General features: G+C 49.8%; 14 protein-coding genes. 11 read left to right on the forward strand and 3 right to left on the reverse strand.

Annotation, left to right across the window (positions count from 1 at the left end; genetic code table 11):
- From ACWJJ5_RS05005 to ACWJJ5_RS05055, 11 genes are all read left to right on the forward strand, one after another.
- The coding region (locus tag ACWJJ5_RS05005) for an amino acid adenylation domain-containing protein (RefSeq protein WP_454022249.1) at positions 1–4,140 on the forward strand (4,140 nt) is incomplete at its 5' end.
- A gap of 18 nt (positions 4,141–4,158) precedes the next feature.
- Positions 4,159–7,962: a non-ribosomal peptide synthetase gene (locus tag ACWJJ5_RS05010; protein WP_454022250.1), complete on the forward strand. Its 3,804-nt coding sequence runs from the start codon at positions 4,159–4,161 to the stop codon at positions 7,960–7,962.
- Between the two features lie 75 nt (positions 7,963–8,037).
- Positions 8,038–8,418 (forward strand): DUF1360 domain-containing protein, encoded by a 381-nt coding sequence (locus tag ACWJJ5_RS05015; protein WP_015388151.1) that lies wholly within the window; start codon positions 8,038–8,040, stop codon positions 8,416–8,418.
- 121 nt (positions 8,419–8,539) lie between these two features.
- On the forward strand, positions 8,540–10,078 hold the full coding sequence (locus ACWJJ5_RS05020; RefSeq protein ID WP_454022251.1) for a glycoside hydrolase family 10 protein: 1,539 nt from the start codon (positions 8,540–8,542) through the stop codon (positions 10,076–10,078).
- Positions 10,079–10,220: 142 nt separating this feature from the next.
- The gene (locus tag ACWJJ5_RS05025; protein ID WP_032857977.1) at positions 10,221–11,363 is read left to right on the forward strand and encodes an acyl-CoA dehydrogenase family protein; all 1,143 of its coding nucleotides are present in this window, start codon (positions 10,221–10,223) and stop codon (positions 11,361–11,363) included.
- Between the two features lie 44 nt (positions 11,364–11,407).
- Positions 11,408–13,048 (forward strand): AMP-binding protein, encoded by a 1,641-nt coding sequence (locus ACWJJ5_RS05030; protein WP_454022252.1) that lies wholly within the window; start codon positions 11,408–11,410, stop codon positions 13,046–13,048.
- A gap of 21 nt (positions 13,049–13,069) precedes the next feature.
- The gene (locus ACWJJ5_RS05035; RefSeq protein WP_454022253.1) at positions 13,070–14,419 is read left to right on the forward strand and encodes an acetyl-CoA carboxylase biotin carboxylase subunit; all 1,350 of its coding nucleotides are present in this window, start codon (positions 13,070–13,072) and stop codon (positions 14,417–14,419) included.
- Positions 14,416–14,628, forward strand: a complete 213-nt coding sequence (locus tag ACWJJ5_RS05040; RefSeq protein WP_007410121.1) for an acetyl-CoA carboxylase biotin carboxyl carrier protein subunit — start codon at positions 14,416–14,418, stop codon at positions 14,626–14,628. Before ACWJJ5_RS05035 ends, ACWJJ5_RS05040 begins: the two co-directional genes overlap by 4 nt.
- A 15-nt stretch (positions 14,629–14,643) precedes the next feature.
- Positions 14,644–15,543, forward strand: a complete 900-nt coding sequence (locus ACWJJ5_RS05045) for a hydroxymethylglutaryl-CoA lyase (protein WP_007410122.1) — start codon at positions 14,644–14,646, stop codon at positions 15,541–15,543.
- A 13-nt stretch (positions 15,544–15,556) separates the two neighbouring features.
- Positions 15,557–16,336: an enoyl-CoA hydratase gene (locus tag ACWJJ5_RS05050; protein WP_454022254.1), complete on the forward strand. Its 780-nt coding sequence runs from the start codon at positions 15,557–15,559 to the stop codon at positions 16,334–16,336.
- 17 nt (positions 16,337–16,353) lie between these two features.
- A complete protein-coding gene (locus ACWJJ5_RS05055) occupies positions 16,354–17,883 on the forward strand; it encodes an acyl-CoA carboxylase subunit beta (protein ID WP_454022255.1) in 1,530 nt (509 codons plus the stop codon).
- A 54-nt stretch (positions 17,884–17,937) separates the two neighbouring features.
- Here ACWJJ5_RS05055 and ACWJJ5_RS05060 read toward each other — a convergent pair whose 3' ends face one another.
- The 3 genes from ACWJJ5_RS05060 to ACWJJ5_RS05070 form a co-directional block, all read right to left on the reverse strand.
- Positions 17,938–18,528, reverse strand: a complete 591-nt coding sequence (locus ACWJJ5_RS05060) for a DedA family protein (protein ID WP_003153904.1) — start codon at positions 18,526–18,528, stop codon at positions 17,938–17,940.
- A 74-nt stretch (positions 18,529–18,602) separates the two neighbouring features.
- Positions 18,603–19,496, reverse strand: a complete 894-nt coding sequence (gene galU, locus ACWJJ5_RS05065) for a UTP--glucose-1-phosphate uridylyltransferase GalU (protein ID WP_003153905.1) — start codon at positions 19,494–19,496, stop codon at positions 18,603–18,605.
- A gap of 6 nt (positions 19,497–19,502) precedes the next feature.
- Positions 19,503–19,910 (reverse strand): GtrA family protein, encoded by a 408-nt coding sequence (locus ACWJJ5_RS05070; protein WP_278071897.1) that lies wholly within the window; start codon positions 19,908–19,910, stop codon positions 19,503–19,505.
- Between the last annotated feature and the right edge of the window lie 95 nt (positions 19,911–20,005).

Raw genomic sequence — 20,005 nt, forward strand, 5'->3', positions numbered from 1 at the left:
GTGTCCGTCAACACCTTGATAAAAGAATTCGGCGAGCTGTACGCAGGCCGTTCGCTTGCGCCGATGCGCCTTCAATATAAAGACTATGCCGTCTGGCAGCGGTCGTTTCAGCAGAAAGAAGGGTATCAGAAGCAGGAAGCCTATTGGCTGAAGCGGTTAGAAGGAGAGCTTCCGGTGCTGGAGCTTCCGGCTGACAAGCCCCGTCCGGCTGTCAGAAGCTTTGCGGGCGGCAGCGTATCGTGCACGCTTGACGCTGAAACGGCATCCGGCCTTCACCGCATCGCACGCGATCACGGCTCCACTTTGTATATGGTTCTTCTCGCCGCGTACAATACGTTACTCGCGAGATTGAGCGGGCAGGAAGACATCATTGTCGGCTCGCCGATTGCCGGGCGTCCGCACAAAGACCTTGAACCGATTCTCGGCATGTTCGTCAACACGCTCGCCATCAGAACGGAGCCGAAGGGGGACAAACGGTTTACCGATTATTTGGCGGAAGTCCGCCAGGCGGCGCTTGAGGCGTATGAACATCAGGACTACCCGTTTGAAGAGCTGGTGGAACGGCTCGGCGTGCAGCGGGACACAAGCCGTAATCCGCTGTTTGATGCCATGCTTGTCGTTCAGAATATGGAGCATGAGGAATTGCTGTTGGACGGTTTGCATATTCAGCCTGCGGACGTGTCCCGTCCGGTTTCCAAATTTGATGTCACTTTGCAGGCTTCTGAAGGCGGGGGACAGATTCATTTTCTGTTTGAATATGCGGCGTCTTTATTCCGGAAAGAAACGATGCAGCGCTGGGCTTCCCACTTTATGACGATGCTTGAACACATTGTCCGTGAACCGGAAACTTCTATACAAGCGATCAGCATGCTGACTGCTGCGGAACGGGACCGAATTCTTTCGGACTTTAACGGCATGACGGATAAACAGCTGCCTGAAAAAACAGTTCATGAACTGTTCATCACCCAGGCGCGAAAAACACCGGATGCGGCAGCCCTTATCAGCGGGGAAACGTTGGTCACATATAAAGAATTAGATGAATGGTCGAATAAAATCGCCAGAGCTCTGCAAAAACGGCAGATCGGACCGGATGCCGCCGTCGGCATTGTGATACCAAGATCACCGGAACAAGTCGCCGCAGTCTTCGGGGTTTGGAAAGCCGGGGGCGCCTACGTCCCGATAGATCCTGAATACCCGGAGGAACGCAAGCGATATATCATTTCAGACAGCGGCACAGCGCTTCTCCTTACCGTACACGGCGCGATAGATCAAGTGCCTGATCATTTTAAAGGTGAAGTGCTCGCACTGGAGGATATCCAAGAACAAGACGCATCATCGGTTCAGCCATTATCAGCACCGGAAGATTTGGCTTACATCATTTACACGTCCGGGACGACAGGCAGGCCGAAAGGGGTTATGGTCGAACATCGTTCCGTCAGCAAAACCCTTCAATGGCGCAGCGGATTTTATGATCTGAATGAGAAAGATACAGTTCTTCAGCTCTTTTCATTTTCCTTTGACGGTTTTGTGACAAGTATGTTCACACCGCTGATTTCAGGTGCGAAGGCGGCCGTTCCAGCTGAAGATGAAGCAAGAGATATTCTTGCCATTAAACACTATCTTGCATCTTACCGCATCACTCATATGATCATTGTTCCCGTACTGTACCGTACACTGCTTGACGTACTGGAGCCGGGGGATGCAGAGTCTCTCAGAATTGTCACATTAGCTGGAGAAGCTGTCGACCAAAACATTATCAGCCGCAGTTTATCAGTTTGTCCTCACACGGAGCTTGCCAATGAGTACGGCCCGACGGAAAACAGCGTCGCCACTACAGCGGCAAGACATATAGAACAAAGTGAGAACATTACGATCGGCCGTCCGATTGAGCATTCACACGTTTATATTTTAAACGGGGATCACCCGCAGCCGATCGGTGTAACGGGAGAACTTTGCATTTCGGGTTCCGGCCTTGCAAGAGGGTACCGCAATCTTCCTAAGCAAACGGCTCAAGTCTTTGTCCAAGACCCCTTCCACAAGAACCGGCGCATGTACCGCACGGGCGATCTGGCAAAATGGCTGCCGGACGGCACGCTGCAATATATCGGCCGAATGGACGAGCAAGTCAAAATCAGAGGCTACCGGGTGGAACTGAAAGAAATTGAATCGGCCTTAACAGGCATAAAAGGTGTCAAGGAAGCAGCCGTTACCGCTCTGTCCGCATCAGCAGGCCAAACGGAACTATGCGCTTATATCGTGACAGAAGAAGGAACAGAAAGTGAAACCGTGCAGCAGGCACTCAGAAATGAAATGCCCGCTTATATGGTGCCGGCGTTCTTTGAAACACTTGAAGCCCTGCCTGTCACACCGAACGGGAAGCTTGACCGCCGCGCGCTTCCTGAGCCGCGGAAAAAAGCGCACACCGGACGGGCATTTACGGAGCCTGAAAGCGACTTGGAAAAAGAGCTTTCCGCGATTTGGAGCGAAGTGCTCGGAACTGAAAACATTGCCGCGGATCAATCATTTTTTGAACTGGGCGGCGATTCCATCAAAGCCCTGCAAGTATCAGCCCGATTACATCAGGCAGGAAAACAGATCGCCGTAAAAGATATTTTCAGCCGGCCGACAATTAGAGAGCTGGCTCCTTATGTCCGTACAGAGCGGCAGCCGGTCAGCCAAGCTCCCGCAGAAGGAGAAGTGAAGTGGTCGCCGGTTCACAAATGGTTCTTCACACAAGACATGAAGGAAGCAAATCATTTTAACCAGTCCGTCATGCTGACGAGAACAAATTCAATAGATGAAGAGGCTCTGAGGAAAACGTTAAAAGCCATTACCGTTCATCATGATGCCTTGCGCCTTGTCTGCAAAAAAGACGAAGAGAAAGGTCTTCTCCTCTTCAACAGACCGGCTGACCTCGCAGATGAGCAGCTTTACAACCTGACCATATTAGAAACGGAAGGCGATGAGCATGAGAAGGAACGTGTTATAAAACGCCGCGTCGCAGAGCTTCAGAGAAACATGGATTTGGAGAACGGGCCGCTGGTACAGGCGGGGCTGTTCCGCTCTGAAGCAGAAGATTACTTGTTTCTGACCGTCCATCATCTCGCTGTCGACGGGATATCATGGCGGATTTTATTGGAAGACTTGGCTTCTGCTTATGAGCAGGCCGCCTCTGGACAGGAAATCAAACTCCCTCCGAAAACCATGTCATTCAAAACATATACGGAGCAGCTGGCCGATTATGCCGAAAGCAGACAGCTTCTTCAGCAGGCGGAGTATTGGCGGGAGATTGAACACTATGAAACAGAAAGTCTTCCTTACGAGCAGGCAGGTCTATCTCAAACTCCAGCAAAAAAACGGAACACGGTATCCTTCACTCTGACAGAAAGTGAAACGGACGCCCTGTTGAAAGATGTGCACAGCGCCTACAATACGGATACGCAAGATGTGCTGTTGGCTTCCGCCGTGCTTGCCCTTCAAAAGTGGTCGCCGCGGCACGCTTTGAAAATCGCCCTTGAAGGACACGGACGCCAATCGGAGCAGGCAGGTGCGGACATCAGCAGGACAGTGGGGTGGTTCACTTCCATTTACCCGGTGCTTGTCCGGAGCGGAGTTTATGAACCTCTTGAAGAATATGAAATTCGCACATTGAAAACCGTTAAAGACACATTGCGGCGCATTCCGGATAAAGGGAACGGATACGGCGTCCTCAAATATTTAACACCGCCGAAGCTTGCCGGGATGACTTTCGGGAAAGCACCGGAGATCAGCTTTAATTATCTCGGACAATTCGATGCGCCCGGCGGGAATCCGGCAGAAACGGAACAGCCTGACGCGTTTCAGTTTTCTCCCTTGGGAGGCGGAGATGATGTCACAGATACATGGAAACGGGAGCAGTCACTTGAAATCAGCGCGATTGCGGCAAAAGGCCGGATGACCGTCAGCATTTCCTATGAAACGGAACGCTTCCGGCAAGGTACGATCGAACGGCTGTCCGAAAGCTGCCGGTATTATCTCCTGAAACTGTCGGAACACTGCCTCAGCAAAACCGATACGGAGAAGACCGTCAGTGACTTTGATGATCGGGAGCTGACTGAGGAAGCATTGCAGGATATTGCCGACTTACTCAGCTTCCACTAAACCGAGCGGGAGGAACACATGGACAAAACAAAAAATATCCAAAATATTTATCCCCTCAGCCGAATGCAGGAAGGAATGCTTTTTCATTCCTTTCTGCAAAAGGAGGGGGCTGCATATATCGAGCAATCCGTCTTCACCATAAAAGGCCGGCTTCGTCCGGAATTGTTTGAGCAAAGCGTACAGTCTGTCATCAGCCGCCACGATATTTTCAGAACGGTTTTTTTACCTCATGTCGCTCAGCTGAACGGCCCCCGCCAAGTCGTGCTGCGTGAGCGGGAATTCCGGCTGCACCGCGAAGATCTTACACATTTGGATGAAGCGGAACAGAGCGCCTACTTACAGCGATTTAAGGAACGTGACCGCTTAAAAGGCTTTGACTTGCAAAAGGATATGCTGATGCGTGTGTCTTTGTTTAAAACGGCTGACGAAAAATATGTATGCGTCTGGAGCCACCATCACATCCTTATGGACGGCTGGTGCCTCGGTATCGTCCTTCAGGAATTCATGCATATGTACCGGGCGATTGAATCAGACTCACCCGTCACATTGGCGCCCGCAAAGCCTTACAGCACGTATATTACATGGCTGACTGATCAGGACAAAGACGCGGCTTCTGAGTATTGGAAAGGATATTTAGCAGGCTGCGAGACACCCTCAGGACTCCCGAAAATATCGGCCCGTCCCCAGGAAAAAGGCTACCGTAAGAAAGAGCTCCTGTTTTCTTTAGATCAAAATCTGACAGACAGGCTGAAAACCATCGCCAAAGAAGAGGGCGCTACGCTCGCGGTTCTTATGCAGACTGTATGGGGCCTGATGCTGCAGCGCTACAACCGGACGGACGATGCTGTATTCGGCGCTGTCGTATCAGGGCGGCCTTCCGTCATTGACGGCGTGGAAAGCATGATCGGGCTGTTTATCAATACCGTGCCGGTACGCATTAAAACGGGTGACGAAAGCTTTAGAGAACTGCTGGGCCGCAGCCAGAAAGAAATGCTTGATTCAGAGGCGTTCAGTTATCATCCGCTTGCTGACATCCAATCTCAGACTGAGCTGAAACAGGATTTAATCGACCATATCATCGTGTTTGAAAATTATCCGATTCAGCAGCAGATGAGAGACGCGGAAAAGGAATCGGATGCACCGTTCCGGATCGGGAATGTCAATGTTTCGGAACAATCGGGCTACGATTTTAACCTCATCATAGCGCCCGGCGATGAGCTGATCATCAAATTCAGCTACAATGCGAACGTTTATGACGAAGTATGGATAGAGAGCGTAAAAGGACAATTGGAAGAAGCGCTGCGCGGCGCCGCCTTCAATCCCGATGTTCCCGCTGATCGGCTTCCGATGCTCGGACAAAAGGAAAAATCAAGAATAATAGGCGAATTTAATGACACGAAAACAATTTATGAAAGAGACGAAAGCATCATCAGCCTGTTCAGCCGACAGGTGAAGAAAACCCCGGATCATCAGGCGCTTCACGCCGGCGGGCTGACGATGACGTACCGGGAGCTCGATGAACGGTCAACTGCGTTCGCCCGCATCCTGCTGGAAAACGGTTTGGCGCCAAAAGGAATTGCCGGGATTCTTGCCGAACGCTCACCGGAATTTATCATCGCTGTTCTTGCTGTATTGAAAGCGGGAGGGACGTACCTTCCGCTCGATGCAGAACTGCCATCCGACAGGATCGCCGATATGCTCACTGAGAGCGGAGCACAGCTGTTAACGGTACAAAAAGGGATTGAGACTGACGTTGACTTTTCTCACATCATCTCTATCCCGGCTGCAGCTGAAAAACAAACCGCTGAGGCGGGAAAACTGAATACCGTTACGTCACCTGATGATCTTGCCTATATTATGTATACATCCGGTTCAACAGGAAAACCGAAGGGCGTAATGATTTCCAACCGCAACGTCGTATCGCTCGTGTCAAACAGCAATTACACGTCAGCCGGCACGACGGACCGTCTCATTCTGACAGGGTCCATCGGTTTTGACGCAGTGACGTTTGAAATCTTCGGAGCGCTATTGACCGGAGCGTGCCTTCATGTGGTTGACCGCACGACAATGCTTGCCCCTGAGAGGTTCGGCAATTATCTTTGTTCCAATCGTATTACGATTCTGTTTTTGACGACGGCGCTCTTTAACCAGTTTGCCCAGGCGGATCCGGAGATGTTTTCCGGATTGCACACCTTATATGTCGGTGGAGAAGCATTGTCCCCGGCGCTCATCAATAAGGTCAGACACCGCTGTCCGAATCTCAGCCTTTATAACATATACGGGCCGACGGAAAATACGACATTTTCTACCTTTTACGAAATCAGGAACGATTTTTCTCAGCCGATCCCAATCGGAAAACCGATCAGCAATTCAACAGCGTATATCATTGATAAAAATGGCGGACTTGCGCCGATCGGCGTGCCCGGTGAGCTTTGTGTCGGCGGGGACGGGGTTGCCAAAGGCTATTTAAACAGGCCTGATTTAACAAGTGAAGCGTTTGTCAGCCATCCGGTTCATCCTGAAGAAAAGATCTACAGAACAGGGGATTTGGCACACTGGCTGCCTGATGGAAGCATCGGATACATCAGCCGTATCGACCGTCAATTCAAGATTCGCGGGAAGCGTATCGAGCCGGCCGAAATTGAAGCGCGGCTGACTGAAATTGATGGAATCAGGGAAGCGGCAGTCATCGTGTCAGACGAAGGACAAGAAGCAACCCTTTGTGCGTATTATACAGGCGCACATGCTGAAGAAAGAGCCATTCGATCCCTATTGGCCAGGTCGCTTCCCGACTATATGATTCCGCAGTATGTGATGAAGCTTGACCGTATGCCGCTTACCGCAAACGGCAAAGTGGACCGCCGCGGGCTGCCTGCGCCGGAACGGAAAAAAGCTTCATCAAAAGCCGTTCCGCCACGAAACTGGGTAGAGCGTGAGCTGATCGACATTTGGACGCCGATCCTCGGCTGCGGAGAGCTGGGCATACAGGATGACTTCTTTGAGCTGGGCGGCCATTCTTTGAAAGCATTGCAAGTGATTCATCAGCTGAAGACCAGGCAGCAGATGGACGTCCCGATTGAAATGATATTTGAATATCCGACAATTGAACAATTGGCTGAAAAGCTGTATTCAAACACACTGTCAGAAGCTGCCGAACAGCATATCAGCAGACTGAATCAGCCGAAAGGCCGCAATCTTTTCTGTTTTCCGCCTATCTCAGGTTTCGGCATTTTCTTTAAAGATCTGGCGGCGGCATTAAATGGACGGGCTGCTGTGTACGGTTTTAACTTTATTGAAGAAGACAGCAGAATGGAACAATACATTGATAAAATGCTGGAAATCCAGCCGGAAGGCCCTTATATCCTCTTCGGATATTCAGCGGGCGGCAATACGGCATTCGAGGCGGCAAAAGCGATGGAAAAGCGCGGCTTAGAAATCAGCGATGTCATTATCGCGGACGCGTACAGAAAGCTTGACGCACTGCCGCCGCAGCCAACAAACGCAACAGCCGAAAATGTCCCGGAAGCCGTCAGGGAAGCGGTCATCAGAAAAACAGAGCGCTATCAAACGTACTGGGCGGAACTGATAAATGACGGCCAAATTGCGGCAAACCTCCATTTTATCGAGGCCGGCTTAAAGGAAGAGCACAATGCTGAGTCTGAGCCGAAGAAATGGGAAGGCGCCACAACGGGACTCTACCAGGAATATCAGGGCGAGGGAGCCCATAAAGATATGTTTGAGCCCGAGTTTGCACACAAAAATGCCGAGGTCATACTGGACATCATCGCAAACAGCGGAAGACGCTTGGCGCGGAATCTGTAACATCCGGCAGAATGACTGAAGAAGACAAAGGGCAAGATAGGGGAATCACACTCAGTTTTTTTTGGAGGCTTTGAGATGACGAACCTATCTTGGCTTACGTATGTAATGATTATTCTTGCCAGCTACCGGCTGACCCATTTGATCGTATTTGATAAGATTACGGAATTCATAAGAAAACCCTTTATAAAGCAAGAAAAAACCGTCGATCAAAACGGGCGCGCCATCCAAAAAAAAGTCCCTTCCTCCGCATTCGGTTATATGCTGCAATGTTATTGGTGTGCGGGCGTCTGGTGCGCCATATTGATCGGCATCTGCTATTTGGTCTGGCCCCGCTATGCACATCCGGTTATTTTCATTTTGTCCATTGCCGGAGCGCAGGCCATTCTTGAAACATGCGTCGGCGTCGGAACGAAGGTCATTGACGTGCTCGCCGCCATAAAACATAAAAAGTCCTGAAGCGTTTTGATTCGCTTTAGGACTTTTTTCTTTCCCTTTTAGGCTGAGAGGAGCAAAGCAGGCTTCCTGATTCACCGCCCGGAATGCTTCGGAATACCGTAAAGCAGAGAGGGGGAAAAACATGAAAAGCTGCCGTTTTAGCATGATATGGTTTTTGGCCGTTGTACTGACAGCCGGCATCTTTACGTTCTCAGCATCCGCACAAGCAAGCGGCACTCAGCCGGAGAGAGAAATGCGAGCCGTATGGATCGCATCTGTCACCAATATCGACTGGCCCTCTAAAAAAGGGCTGTCACCGGAAGAGCAAAAAAGAGAATACAGCAAGCTGCTGGATGACGTTCAGGAGATGGGAATGAACGCCGTTATCGTCCAAATTAAGCCTGCGGCTGATGCTTTTTATCCATCAGATTACGGGCCTTGGTCAGAGTATCTGACAGGAACACAAGGCAAAAATCCCGGATACGATCCGCTTGCTTTTTTAGTTGAAGAGACACATAAACGGAATCTTGAATTTCACGCTTGGTTCAATCCTTACCGGATCACGATGAATCACACAAATTTGAATGCGCTTTCAGACGATCATCCCGCGCGTTCCCATCCGGACTGGGTCGCTGCATACGGAAAACAGCTGTACTATAATCCTGGAATTCCGGAAGTAAGACAATTTATAACGGATGGAATCAAAGAGGTGGTCAGCCGTTATGACATTGATGCGGTTCATATGGATGATTATTTTTATCCTTATAAAATTGCCGGACAGGAATTCCCCGATCAGGCGGAATACGAACGGTACGGAAAAGCTCACTTTGCATCAATTGATGACTGGCGCAGGGATAACGTCAACCGGCTTGTAAAAGAAATCAACGAAACCATCAAACGAGAAAAACCTTATGTCAAATTCGGAATCAGCCCGTTCGGCGTATGGAGAAATGCCGCAGATGATCCGACAGGCTCCGAAACGGCCGCCGGGGTGCGGAACTACGATGACTTATATGCTGATACAAGAGAATGGGTCCAAAAAGGATACATTGATTACATCGCACCGCAAATTTACTGGAGTATCGGATTTAAAGCGGCGGCATATGACGTCTTAGCGGATTGGTGGGGAAAAGAAGTGAACAATCGGCCGGTGCATTTATATATCGGGCAGGCTGCTTATAAAATCAACAACAATACTGATCCGGTCTGGGCCGACCCGGGGGAATACGGAAGACAGATTACTCTAAACAGAGGATCAGCATGGATAAAAGGCAGCATGCATTTCAGTTTAAAGGATTTAAACCGTAATCCGCTCGATGTGAAAAACCGTTTGATCAATGACATGTACAGCCGGCCCGCATTAATTCCCGAGATGCCTTGGCTCGGACATTCCGCTTTAAAAAAACCGGCTGTCAAACGGGCGGAGAAGAATGCTTCAGGCCATACACTCTATATCGAAGATGCGAAATCCAACGGTAAAAAAACGGCTTATTACGCCATTTACCGCGCAGAAAAGGGAAAGCAGCCTTATTTAGTGGATACAGTCAGAAAAACATCGTCACGGACGCAGACATTTTCAGATACTGTTATTCGGGCGGAAGAAGCATGCACCTATATCGTTACTTCCGTTGACAGGCTTCACCATGAGAGCCGTCCCTCCGCAAAACGGACGATTAAATAGCCATTATTAATAAAACTGACAGTTGCGGCACTGTCAGTTTTTTTTTGCGGCGGATGAGTCCGAATGTTCAGACTTTATTTGGATGGAATGAATAAAGACCCCCATTAATAAAATGTAGAAAGCAGCAGAAGGAGGAAGGTTAATGAATTTTCAACTGACAAAAGAACAGCAGATGGTGCGCGAAATGGTCAGAGATTTCGCCAAAAATGAAATTGCCCCGAAAGCCCATGAGGTTGATCAATCAGCCGTCTTCCCGATAGACACATTTAAAAAAATAGGCGAACTCGGGCTGCTCGGAATTCCGTTTCCGGAAGAATACGGCGGGGCGGGCGGTGACACCATTTCATATGCAGCAGCGGTCGAAGAAATCGGAAAAGCCTGCGGCAGCACGGGGCTGAGCTACGCGGCAGCCGTGTCACTCGGCGCAAGCCCATTATACTATTTCGGTACTGAACAGCAAAAGCAAGAACATCTTGTTCCGCTTGCTTCGGGAAAAGCGCTCGGATCATTCGGGCTGACAGAGCCGAATGCCGGTTCAGATGCCGGCGGCACCCAGACAAAAGCCGAGAAAAAGGGCGATGACTATGTGATAAACGGAGAAAAATGCTGGATCACAAACGCAAATTACGCCCGCACGGTCATTGTCACCGCCGTTACGGGAAAGAACTCCGCCGGAAAACCGATCATTTCAGCTCTCATCGTCCCGACAGACACACCGGGATTTACGATCACAAATCCGTACGACAAGATGGGTGTGAGAGGATCGGATACGGCCGAGCTTGTGCTGGAGGATGTCAGGGTGCCTGCCGATAACCTGCTCGGTGATCCTGAAAAAGGTTTTAAACAATTTTTATATACATTAGACGGCGGGCGGATCTCGATTGCGGCACTGGCTGTCGGTATCGCTCAAGGCGCACTGGAGGCGTCGCTGTCATATGCGAAGGAACGCAAGCAGTTCGGCAGTCCGATATCGTCATTTCAAGCCATTCAATTTAAGCTGGCCGATATGGCGATGGAAATTGACCTTGCCAGACAAATGGTGCTTAAAGCGGCATGGCTGAAGGATCAAAACCTGCCATTTACGAAAGAAGCGGCATTCGCCAAGCTTTATGCTTCAGAAATGGCCGTCAGAACCTGCCTTCAGGCCATCCAAATTCATGGCGGTTCCGGTTATATGAAGGAATGCGGTGTCGAACGTATGCTTCGTGACGCAAAGCTGATGGAGATTGGCGAAGGAACATCAGAAATTCAAAGAATGGTCATCGCAAGACAGCTTTTGAAGTGAAATGAAAACGTTTACTAAGACAGGGATGGAAGGGGGCAGGTCATATGGCTGAACTTATCCATTTAACAGCCGGAAAGCTGCTTGAGCGGACCGCGGAGCTTTTTCCGGATCATGAAGCGGTTGTTTACCCTGAGCGCGGCCTTCGTTATACGTATGCCGAGTTTGACCGGTTATGCCGGCAAACCGCAAAAGGGCTGATGAAACTGGGAATTGAAAAAGGAGATCATGTGGCCATATGGGCATCCAACATACCGGAATGGCTCGCGGCGCAATTTGCAACGGCGAAAATCGGCGCTGTTCTGGTCACCATTAATACAAATTTTCAAATCGCAGAACTCGATTACCTGCTGGCGCATTCAGACGTCTCGGCCCTGATAATCATGGATTCCTACCGGCAGACATCTTATGTTGAGATGGTGAATAAGCTGATTCCGGAGCTGAAAACTTGTGAGCACGGCAGGCTGCGTTCGAAACGTTACCCCTTTTTACGGACGGTGTTATATATCGGTGATAAAAGTCCGCCCGGGATGCACCGCTGGGATTCTTTGCTGAAGGAAGGCGAAGCTGTAACGGATGCAGCGCTTGACGGAAGGATGGACAGCCTGAAAAAGGATGATTGCATTCATATGCAATATACATCAGGTACGACCGGATTTCCGAAAGGCGTCATGCTCTCACATTTTAATATCGTAAATAACGCGGCCAATATCGCAGAATGCATGAAGCTTACTTCAAGTGACCGTTTATGTATTCCCGTGCCGTTTTTCCACTGCTTCGGGTGTGTGCTTGGCGTGCTGGCATGTGTTTCCGCGGGTGCGGCGATGATTCCGATCGAACAGTTTTCTCCGCCGGCCGTTCTGAAAACGGTGGAGCAAGAAGCCTGCACGGCTCTGCACGGTGTACCGACGATGTTTATCGCCCTCCTAAATGACAGCCGTTTTTCTGCATATGATCTTTCCCACGTCCGAACCGGGATTATGGCAGGCTCGCCATGCCCGGCGGAAGTCATGAGAGAAGTGATCGGCAAAATGGGGATGACCGGCATTACCATTGCCTACGGACAGACCGAAGCATCACCTGTCATTACGCAGACAAGAACGGATGATTCATTTGAAAGAAGAGTGGAAACAGCGGGGCGCGCGCTTCCCCATATCGAAGTCAGAATCGTTCGGCCCGGAACATCCCAAGAAGCCGACCGGGGCGAACAAGGAGAGCTCTGCACCCGCGGATATCATGTCATGAAAGGTTACTATAAAAATCAAGAAGCGACCGAAGAAGCGATAGACAAGGACGGCTGGCTGCATACCGGTGATTTGGCTGTCATGGACGAGGACGGGTACTGCAAAATCACGGGCCGTCTGAAAGACATGCTGATCAGGGGCGGCGAAAATATCTATCCGCGCGAAATTGAGGAAATGTTATATCGGCATCCCGCAGTGGCAGACGTTCAGGTCGTCGGCGTGCCTGATCCGAAATACGGAGAAGAGGCCGCGGCGTGGGTCAGGCTCAAAGACGGACAAACCGCTTCCGCAGAAGACATCAGAACCTTTTGCAAAGAACATATCGCCCGCTATAAAGTCCCCAGGTATGTTTTGTTTACAGATGAATATCCAATGACAGCCTCAGGAAAAATTCAGAAATTCAAGCTGCGGGAAAAAACGATTGAAGAGCTCAAGTTAACTTAATGAAAAAGGAGTGCTTCACATTTGTTTAAAAAAGTCCTGATTGCCAACAGAGGAGAAATCGCCTTAAGAATTATCCGCACCTGCAAACGTCTCGGCATCCCCTCGGCAGCTGTGTATTCAGAAGCCGACCGGGACGCGCTGCATGTAAAAGTGGCTGATGAGGCCTATCCGATCGGTAAATCGAGAGTAAATGAAAGCTATTTACATATCGACAGAATCATAGAAGCCGCCAAATCCGCCGGAGCGGACGCCATTCATCCGGGCTACGGGCTGCTGTCAGAAAACAGCCTGTTCGCCGAACGCTGCCGGAAGGAACAAATCACATTTATCGGCCCGCCCGGTGATATCATCGCCAAGATGGGCAGCAAGATAGAAGCCCGAAAAACGATGCAAAAAGCAAAGGTCCCGATCGTTCCCGGTGTTTCAGAGCCATTGCCCGATGTTCACTCCGCCTTAGCCGAAGCCCGTGCCATCGGCTTTCCGGTCATGCTGAAAGCGTCTGCAGGGGGAGGCGGAATCGGCATGCAGATCGTACATTCAGAAGAAGAGCTGGCCAAAGCGTTCGAAGGCAATCAAAAGCGGGCCGCGTCCTTTTTTGGAGACGGCGCAATGTATATGGAAAAGGTCATTGAAAATGCCCGTCATATTGAAATTCAGATTCTCGCAGATTCTTTCGGAAACACCGTTCATCTGTTTGAACGTGACTGTTCAGTACAAAGGCGCCACCAAAAAGTGATAGAAGAAGCGCCGTCGCCGTTTGTTGACGATGAATTAAGACAAAGACTCGGTGAAACCGCCGTTAAAGCCGCTAAATCGATCGGCTACCAAAATGCAGGCACAATAGAATTTCTCGTCGACCAAAAGAAACAAATCTATTTTTTAGAGATGAACACAAGACTGCAGGTGGAGCATCCGGTGACAGAAGAAATTACAGGACTGGATCTTGTGGAAGAACAGCTGAAAATCGCCGCCGGGCAGGCGCTGACTTTCTCGCAGAAAGATATCAACCACCGCGGTCATGCGATAGAAGTGCGGATCTATGCGGAAGACCCGGTCACCTTTTACCCGTCACCCGGTGCCATCTCGTCTTTTTCCGTTTTAAGACACCCGTCAGTGCGACACGAATGCGCCGTCGAAAAGGGAAGCGTCATTTCTCCGTTTTACGATCCGATGATTGCTAAAATGATCGTCACGGCGAATACGAGAAAACAAGCCATTGAACAACTGAAAACCGCCCTTGGCGAATATCATGTAGAAGGGATTAAAACCAACATTCCGCTGCTGACAAAAATTGCCCATTCAGAAGTGTTTGAAAAGGGTGAGGCAACAACCGGTTTTTTACAAACAATGAACGAGGGGGCGTCAAAATGAGCGTCATAAAAATTCAGATGGCGGGAAACCTGTGGAAAATTCATGTGAAGCCCGGTGATGTCATTGAAGAAGGACAGGAAGTGGCCATCTTGGAATCTATGAAAATGGAAATTCCGATTATCGCTGATGCAGCGGGTACGGTGAAAGAAGTGAAAAAATCAGAAGGTGATTTCACTGATGAAGGAGAGGTCCTGATTGAACTTCAATAAAACGGGAGGTGCAGCATGAACTGTCCGAAACATGTCCGCATCAATGAAGTAGGACCGCGTGACGGCTTGCAGAATGAATCGGCGTGGGTGGATACAGAAGATAAGATTGAGTGGATCAATATGCTGTCAAAAACAGGCCTTCCCTATATCGAAGTGACATCATTCGTGCATCCGAGATGGATTCCGGCTCTTCGTGACAGCCTGGACGTCGCAAAAGGCATTGCCAGATCTGAACATACGGTCTACGCGGCTCTCGTTCCGAACCTCATCGGACTGGAGCATGCTGCAGAAGGCGGAATCGATCAGGCCTGTGTATTTTTATCTGCAAGCGAAACCCATAACCAAAAAAACGTAAACAAACCGATTGACCGGACCGTTCAAGAGCTCAGGCGGGTTATTACTGAAGCAAAAGCTGAAAAAATGGCGACGAGAGCTTATCTGTCCACTGTGTTCGGCTGTCCGTACGAACAGAACGTGCCGGTCGAACAAGTCATCCGCCTGTCAGACACCCTGCTCGAAATGGGTGTTGATGAAATATCGCTCGGCGACACAATCGGCGCGGCAAACCCCTTGCAGGTCATAGCCGTGCTTGAAGCCCTTTTGCCGAGAATTCCCGCCTCAAAAATCGCACTCCATTTCCATGATACAAGAGGAACGGCTCTAGCGAATATCATTCCCGCTCTTGATATGGGGATTACATCCTTCGATACTTCCTCAGGCGGGCTTGGCGGCTGTCCGTATGCTCCGGGATCAGCAGGAAACGCCGCCACAGAAGACGTCATTTATATGCTCGAACAAATGGGGATTGATACCGGGACGGACATGAATAAACTTCTTTATGCCGCCGGCTGGATCGCGGATAAAATAGGCAAAGATCTGCCAAGCAGAAACCTGCAGGCATTCAGAACGAAATGAGAAAGGAGAAGCCATGGGAGATTGCATCTTGTATTCCGTCTGTCAAGAAACGATCGGTCTGATCACGCTGAACCGCCCGCATGCGGCCAACTCACTGTCATCAGAAATGATTGATCATTTACAGCGTGTGATTGAAGACATCAAAAACTCGCCATCCATTCGCTGTGTCATTCTCACCGGCTCCGGAAACACATTTTGCGCCGGCGCTGATTTAAAAGAGAGAGCGGGGATGAATCATGAACAAGTTAAGCAAAGCGTCAGGCGTATCGGTGAAACGGCTGCATCCATTGAAGCTCTCCCGCAGCCGGTCATTGCAGCGCTGAACGGAACCGCTGTCGGAGGAGGCCTTGAACTCGCTCTCGCCTGCGATATCAGAACAGCCGTCAGCCGGGCGGGCCTCGGCCTTCCTGAAACAGGGCTTGCAATCATTCCCGGGGCGGGCGGAACGCAGAGACTGCCCCGGCTTATCGGTCCCGGCGCGGCAAAAGAATTGATCTATACCGGCCGAAGGCTTTCTGCCGAAGAGGGAAAAGACATGAAGCTGATCGAGCATGTTTGTGAAGCCGATGAACTTATGGAAAAAGCAAAAGCACTGGCCGGCCGCATCGCCGCTAATGGACCGATCGCCGTCAGACAAGCAAAATCCGCGATAAACAAGGGTCTGGAGACAGATCTCAATACAGGGCTCGAAATCGAACGAAAAGCATATGAACAAGTCATCCCCACACTTGACAGAGAAGAGGGCCTGCGCGCTTTTAAAGAAAAAAGACCCCCTGAATACAAAGGAAAATAAAACATGGAGGGACTCGGATGGATTACGAAAAAGAACGGCAGACACGCAGCAAAACAATTGAAAAGGGAGGAGCCGCGAAATATCACGCAAGCAATGAAAAGAAGGGAAAACTTTTTGTAAGAGACAGGCTGAAGCTTTTATTGGATGACGGCATATCCGTTGAAGACGCTTTTTTCGCCGAGTGCATGTCAGACGGACTGCCGGCTGACGGGGTCGTTACCGGGATCGGAACCATCGGCGGCAGAACCGTTTGTGTGATGGCAAACGACTCAACCGTAAAGGCGGGCTCGTGGGGCGCGAAAACGGTGGAAAAAATCATCCGCATTCAGGAGACGGCGGAGAAGCTTCAGTGTCCGCTCTTGTACTTAGTCGATTCCGCAGGTGCGAGAATTACGGATCAGGTTGACATGTTCCCGGGCAGAAGGGGAGCCGGCCGCATCTTTTATAATCAAGTAAAGCTGTCGGGCCGCATTCCGCAAATCTGTTTATTGTTCGGTCCTTCCGCTGCGGGCGGCGCTTACATTCCGGCCTTTTGCGACATTGTCATTATGGTCGAAGGCAATGCATCCATGTACTTAGGTTCCCCGCGCATGGCAGAAATGGTGATCGGCGAGAAAGTATCGCTTGAAGAAATGGGCGGCGCCCGTATGCATTGTTCCGTATCAGGCTGCGGTGATCTCCTCGCCCCGACGGAACAGGAAGCAATCATGATGGCGCAGACATATCTCAGCTACTTTCCGGCAAATTATACTGAAAAAGCGCCCGTCAACAAATCTAAGAACCCGAAAGCTTTTGAAAAACCGCTCTCAGATGTCATCCCGGCACATCAAAACGCACCGTTCAACATGATGGATTTAATTGAACGTGTCATTGATGAAGACTCGTTTTTTGAGATTAAACCGTTATTTGCGCAGGAATTAATAACGGGGCTTGCGCGGATTCACGGACAGCCGATCGGCATTATCGCCAATCAGCCGCGTGTCAAAGGCGGAGTTTTATTTCTCGATTCGGCGGATAAAGCCGCAAAATTTATCGCTTTGTGCGACGCATTCCATATTCCGCTTCTGTTTTTAGCAGACATTCCCGGATTCATGATCGGAACGAAGGTTGAGCAGGCGGGCATCATCAGGCATGGCGCAAAAATGATCTCCGCAATGGCGGAAGCGACTGTTCCGAAGCTTTCCGTTATCGTCAGAAAAGCCTACGGTGCCGGATTATACGCGATGGCGGGGCCTGCTTTTGAACCGGACTGCTGTTTAGCGCTTCCGACTGCGCAAATTGCCGTAATGGGTCCTGAAGCAGCGGTGAATGCGGTCTACGCAAACAAAATCAGCGAGCTGGCCCCTGAAGAAAGGCCGGCTTTTATTCAAGAAAAGCGTAATGAATATAAGGAAGACATTAACCTTTACCGGCTTGCCTCTGAAATGGTGATTGACGGCATTGTTCCTGCTGATTCCTTGCGGGAAGAACTCAATAAACGCCTCATTGCTTACATGTCCAAACAACTGACATTCACACACCGGAAACACCCCGTATACCCGGTATAAATAAAAAAAGACTGCATAGATCCGGCTCGGCAGCCGTTCTTATGCAGTCTTTTTTCACAGTCTTGATCTCATTTTCTTCACAACAAAATAAACAACAATAAATACGAGAGCCAATATAATGATCGGAGTTGTATACATTCCGGCATAGCTGTCTACGTCTTTCCACTGTCCCCCGAGCTGATACCCGAGATAAACGAAAATGACAGACCACGGAATAATGGCAAGCGTCGTCAATATGACAAACTTGGAAAGAGGCATTTTCGCAAGGCCGGCCGGGATGGAAATCGCATGTCTGACGACCGGGATAAACCGCGCCGAGAACACAACGCCGGCGCCGTAACGGCGAAACCAGTTTTCCGCAACATCAACATGATGCTTTTTCAGAAGTAAGTACTTGCCGTACTTGTCCAAAAACGGCCGTCCCCCATAACGGGCGATCCAGTAAATAAAGCACTGCGCGATCGTTCCCCCGATCACACCGGCGACAATGGCGCCGATAAAGCTGATCGTGCCTTCTGACACCATATAGCCTCCGTAAGCCAGAACGATTTCACTCGGAATGATTTCGATCATTAATCCGAGCGCAATCCCTAAATAGCCCATACTTGTCAGCCAGGATAATATTTCATTAATAAAATTGCCCACACTGTTCACAACCTCTTTATCTTTTTACCCAATTATATGACTGATTGACAAGCAAAATGGTTACAAATTATTTTTTAACGCACGATTTCTTCAGATTCTCTTTTTAACACCTCTTCTAAATAAGCTAAAAGTTTCGGTCTCATTTCTTCCCGCAGAAGCCCGATCTCCGTGCCGGCCTTAAAACAGCCGAACTTATCTCCTATATCAAACCGGCTTCCTTCAAGCTCCCGCGCGTAAATGCTTCGGGTGCGGCATATTTCGCGCAGCGCGTCTGTCAATTGGATTTCGTTGCCCGCGCCTCTTCCGATCGTCTTCAGCGCTTTAAAAATGGCAGGGGTTAATATGTAGCGGCCCATCACCGCAATATGAGAGGGCGCCTTTTCAACGGCCGGTTTCTCAATCAGATCCTCAACCCGGTACACATGACCGCTCTGCCGCCCCGTCTGTATAATACCATATTTGCTGACATCAGCAGGATCGACGGGCTGTACGCCGATCGTTTCTGTGCCGTGTTGGTTATAGACGTCTATGAGCTGTAAAAGAGCGGGAGTGTCAGATACCATAATATCATCACCTAAGAGAACGGCAAAAGGCTCATCTCCGATAAAAGGCTCCGCACACAGCACTGCATGGCCTAGTCCGAGCGGTTCTTTCTGACGGATGTAATGAATATTGGCCAAATCGGCAATCCGCTGCATTTCCTTCAGCGTCTCTGACTTGCCTTTTTCCTCAAGATTGAATTCCAACTCCGCCGACCGGTCAAAATGATCTTCAATCGAGCGTTTGTTTCTCCCTGTAATAATCAGTATATCTTCAATTCCTGACGCTGCGGCCTCTTCGACAATATATTGGATTGCCGGTTTGTCGACGATCGGCAGCATTTCTTTCGGCTGCGCCTTTGTCGCCGGCAGAAATCTCGTTCCTAAACCCGCTGCGGGGATGACCGCTTTTCTCACTTTTTTTCTCATTCATCTTCACTCCTGATCCTGTATGTTTTTCAGCGAATCTCCAAATACCCAGATTCGGTTTCCGATAAAATTCAACATCATTCCGCCGATAGTGGCGGCGAGCTTACTCACCAAAAGCGAACAGCCGCCTTTTTGAAACGCGTACAGCAGCAAAAAGGTGATTCCCGACGCGGCAAGATTAATGATGAGAAAGCGCACGATCTCTTTCCCGTCAGCCTTGCGCTCTACACGAAACGTCCACTTCCGGTTCCACACATAGCTGTTGAGGATCCCTGCCGAATAGGAGCAGATCTGCGCCGGCAGATAGGGGACATGGCAAGCGGTGAGAAGAAAGAAGACACCAAAATCGATCAGCGTATTGCCGGCGCCCACGGTGCAAAAACGGCCTGCTGTCTTTACTTTTTCTTTCAGCATAACGGCATCCGGTTTTGACCTCCCTTCATAAGTAAGATGCGGATCGCTGTCCTATTTGTTGATATGGATTACTTTAGCGGACAGTGTTGAATAAA

The sequence above is a fragment of the Bacillus sp. JK74 genome (assembly GCF_053663395.1).

Coding starts and splice junctions, on each gene's coding strand:
- ACWJJ5_RS05010 (WP_454022250.1), top strand. CDS start 4,159: ATGGACAAAACAAAAAATATCCAAAATATTTATCCCCTCAGCCGAATG.
- ACWJJ5_RS05015 (WP_015388151.1), top strand. CDS start 8,038: ATGACGAACCTATCTTGGCTTACGTATGTAATGATTATTCTTGCCAGC.
- ACWJJ5_RS05020 (WP_454022251.1), top strand. CDS start 8,540: ATGAAAAGCTGCCGTTTTAGCATGATATGGTTTTTGGCCGTTGTACTG.
- ACWJJ5_RS05025 (WP_032857977.1), top strand. CDS start 10,221: ATGAATTTTCAACTGACAAAAGAACAGCAGATGGTGCGCGAAATGGTC.
- ACWJJ5_RS05030 (WP_454022252.1), top strand. CDS start 11,408: ATGGCTGAACTTATCCATTTAACAGCCGGAAAGCTGCTTGAGCGGACC.
- ACWJJ5_RS05040 (WP_007410121.1), top strand. CDS start 14,416: ATGAGCGTCATAAAAATTCAGATGGCGGGAAACCTGTGGAAAATTCAT.
- ACWJJ5_RS05045 (WP_007410122.1), top strand. CDS start 14,644: ATGAACTGTCCGAAACATGTCCGCATCAATGAAGTAGGACCGCGTGAC.
- ACWJJ5_RS05050 (WP_454022254.1), top strand. CDS start 15,557: ATGGGAGATTGCATCTTGTATTCCGTCTGTCAAGAAACGATCGGTCTG.
- ACWJJ5_RS05055 (WP_454022255.1), top strand. CDS start 16,354: ATGGATTACGAAAAAGAACGGCAGACACGCAGCAAAACAATTGAAAAG.
- galU (WP_003153905.1), bottom strand. CDS start 19,496: ATGAGAAAAAAAGTGAGAAAAGCGGTCATCCCCGCAGCGGGTTTAGGA.
- ACWJJ5_RS05070 (WP_278071897.1), bottom strand. CDS start 19,910: ATGCTGAAAGAAAAAGTAAAGACAGCAGGCCGTTTTTGCACCGTGGGC.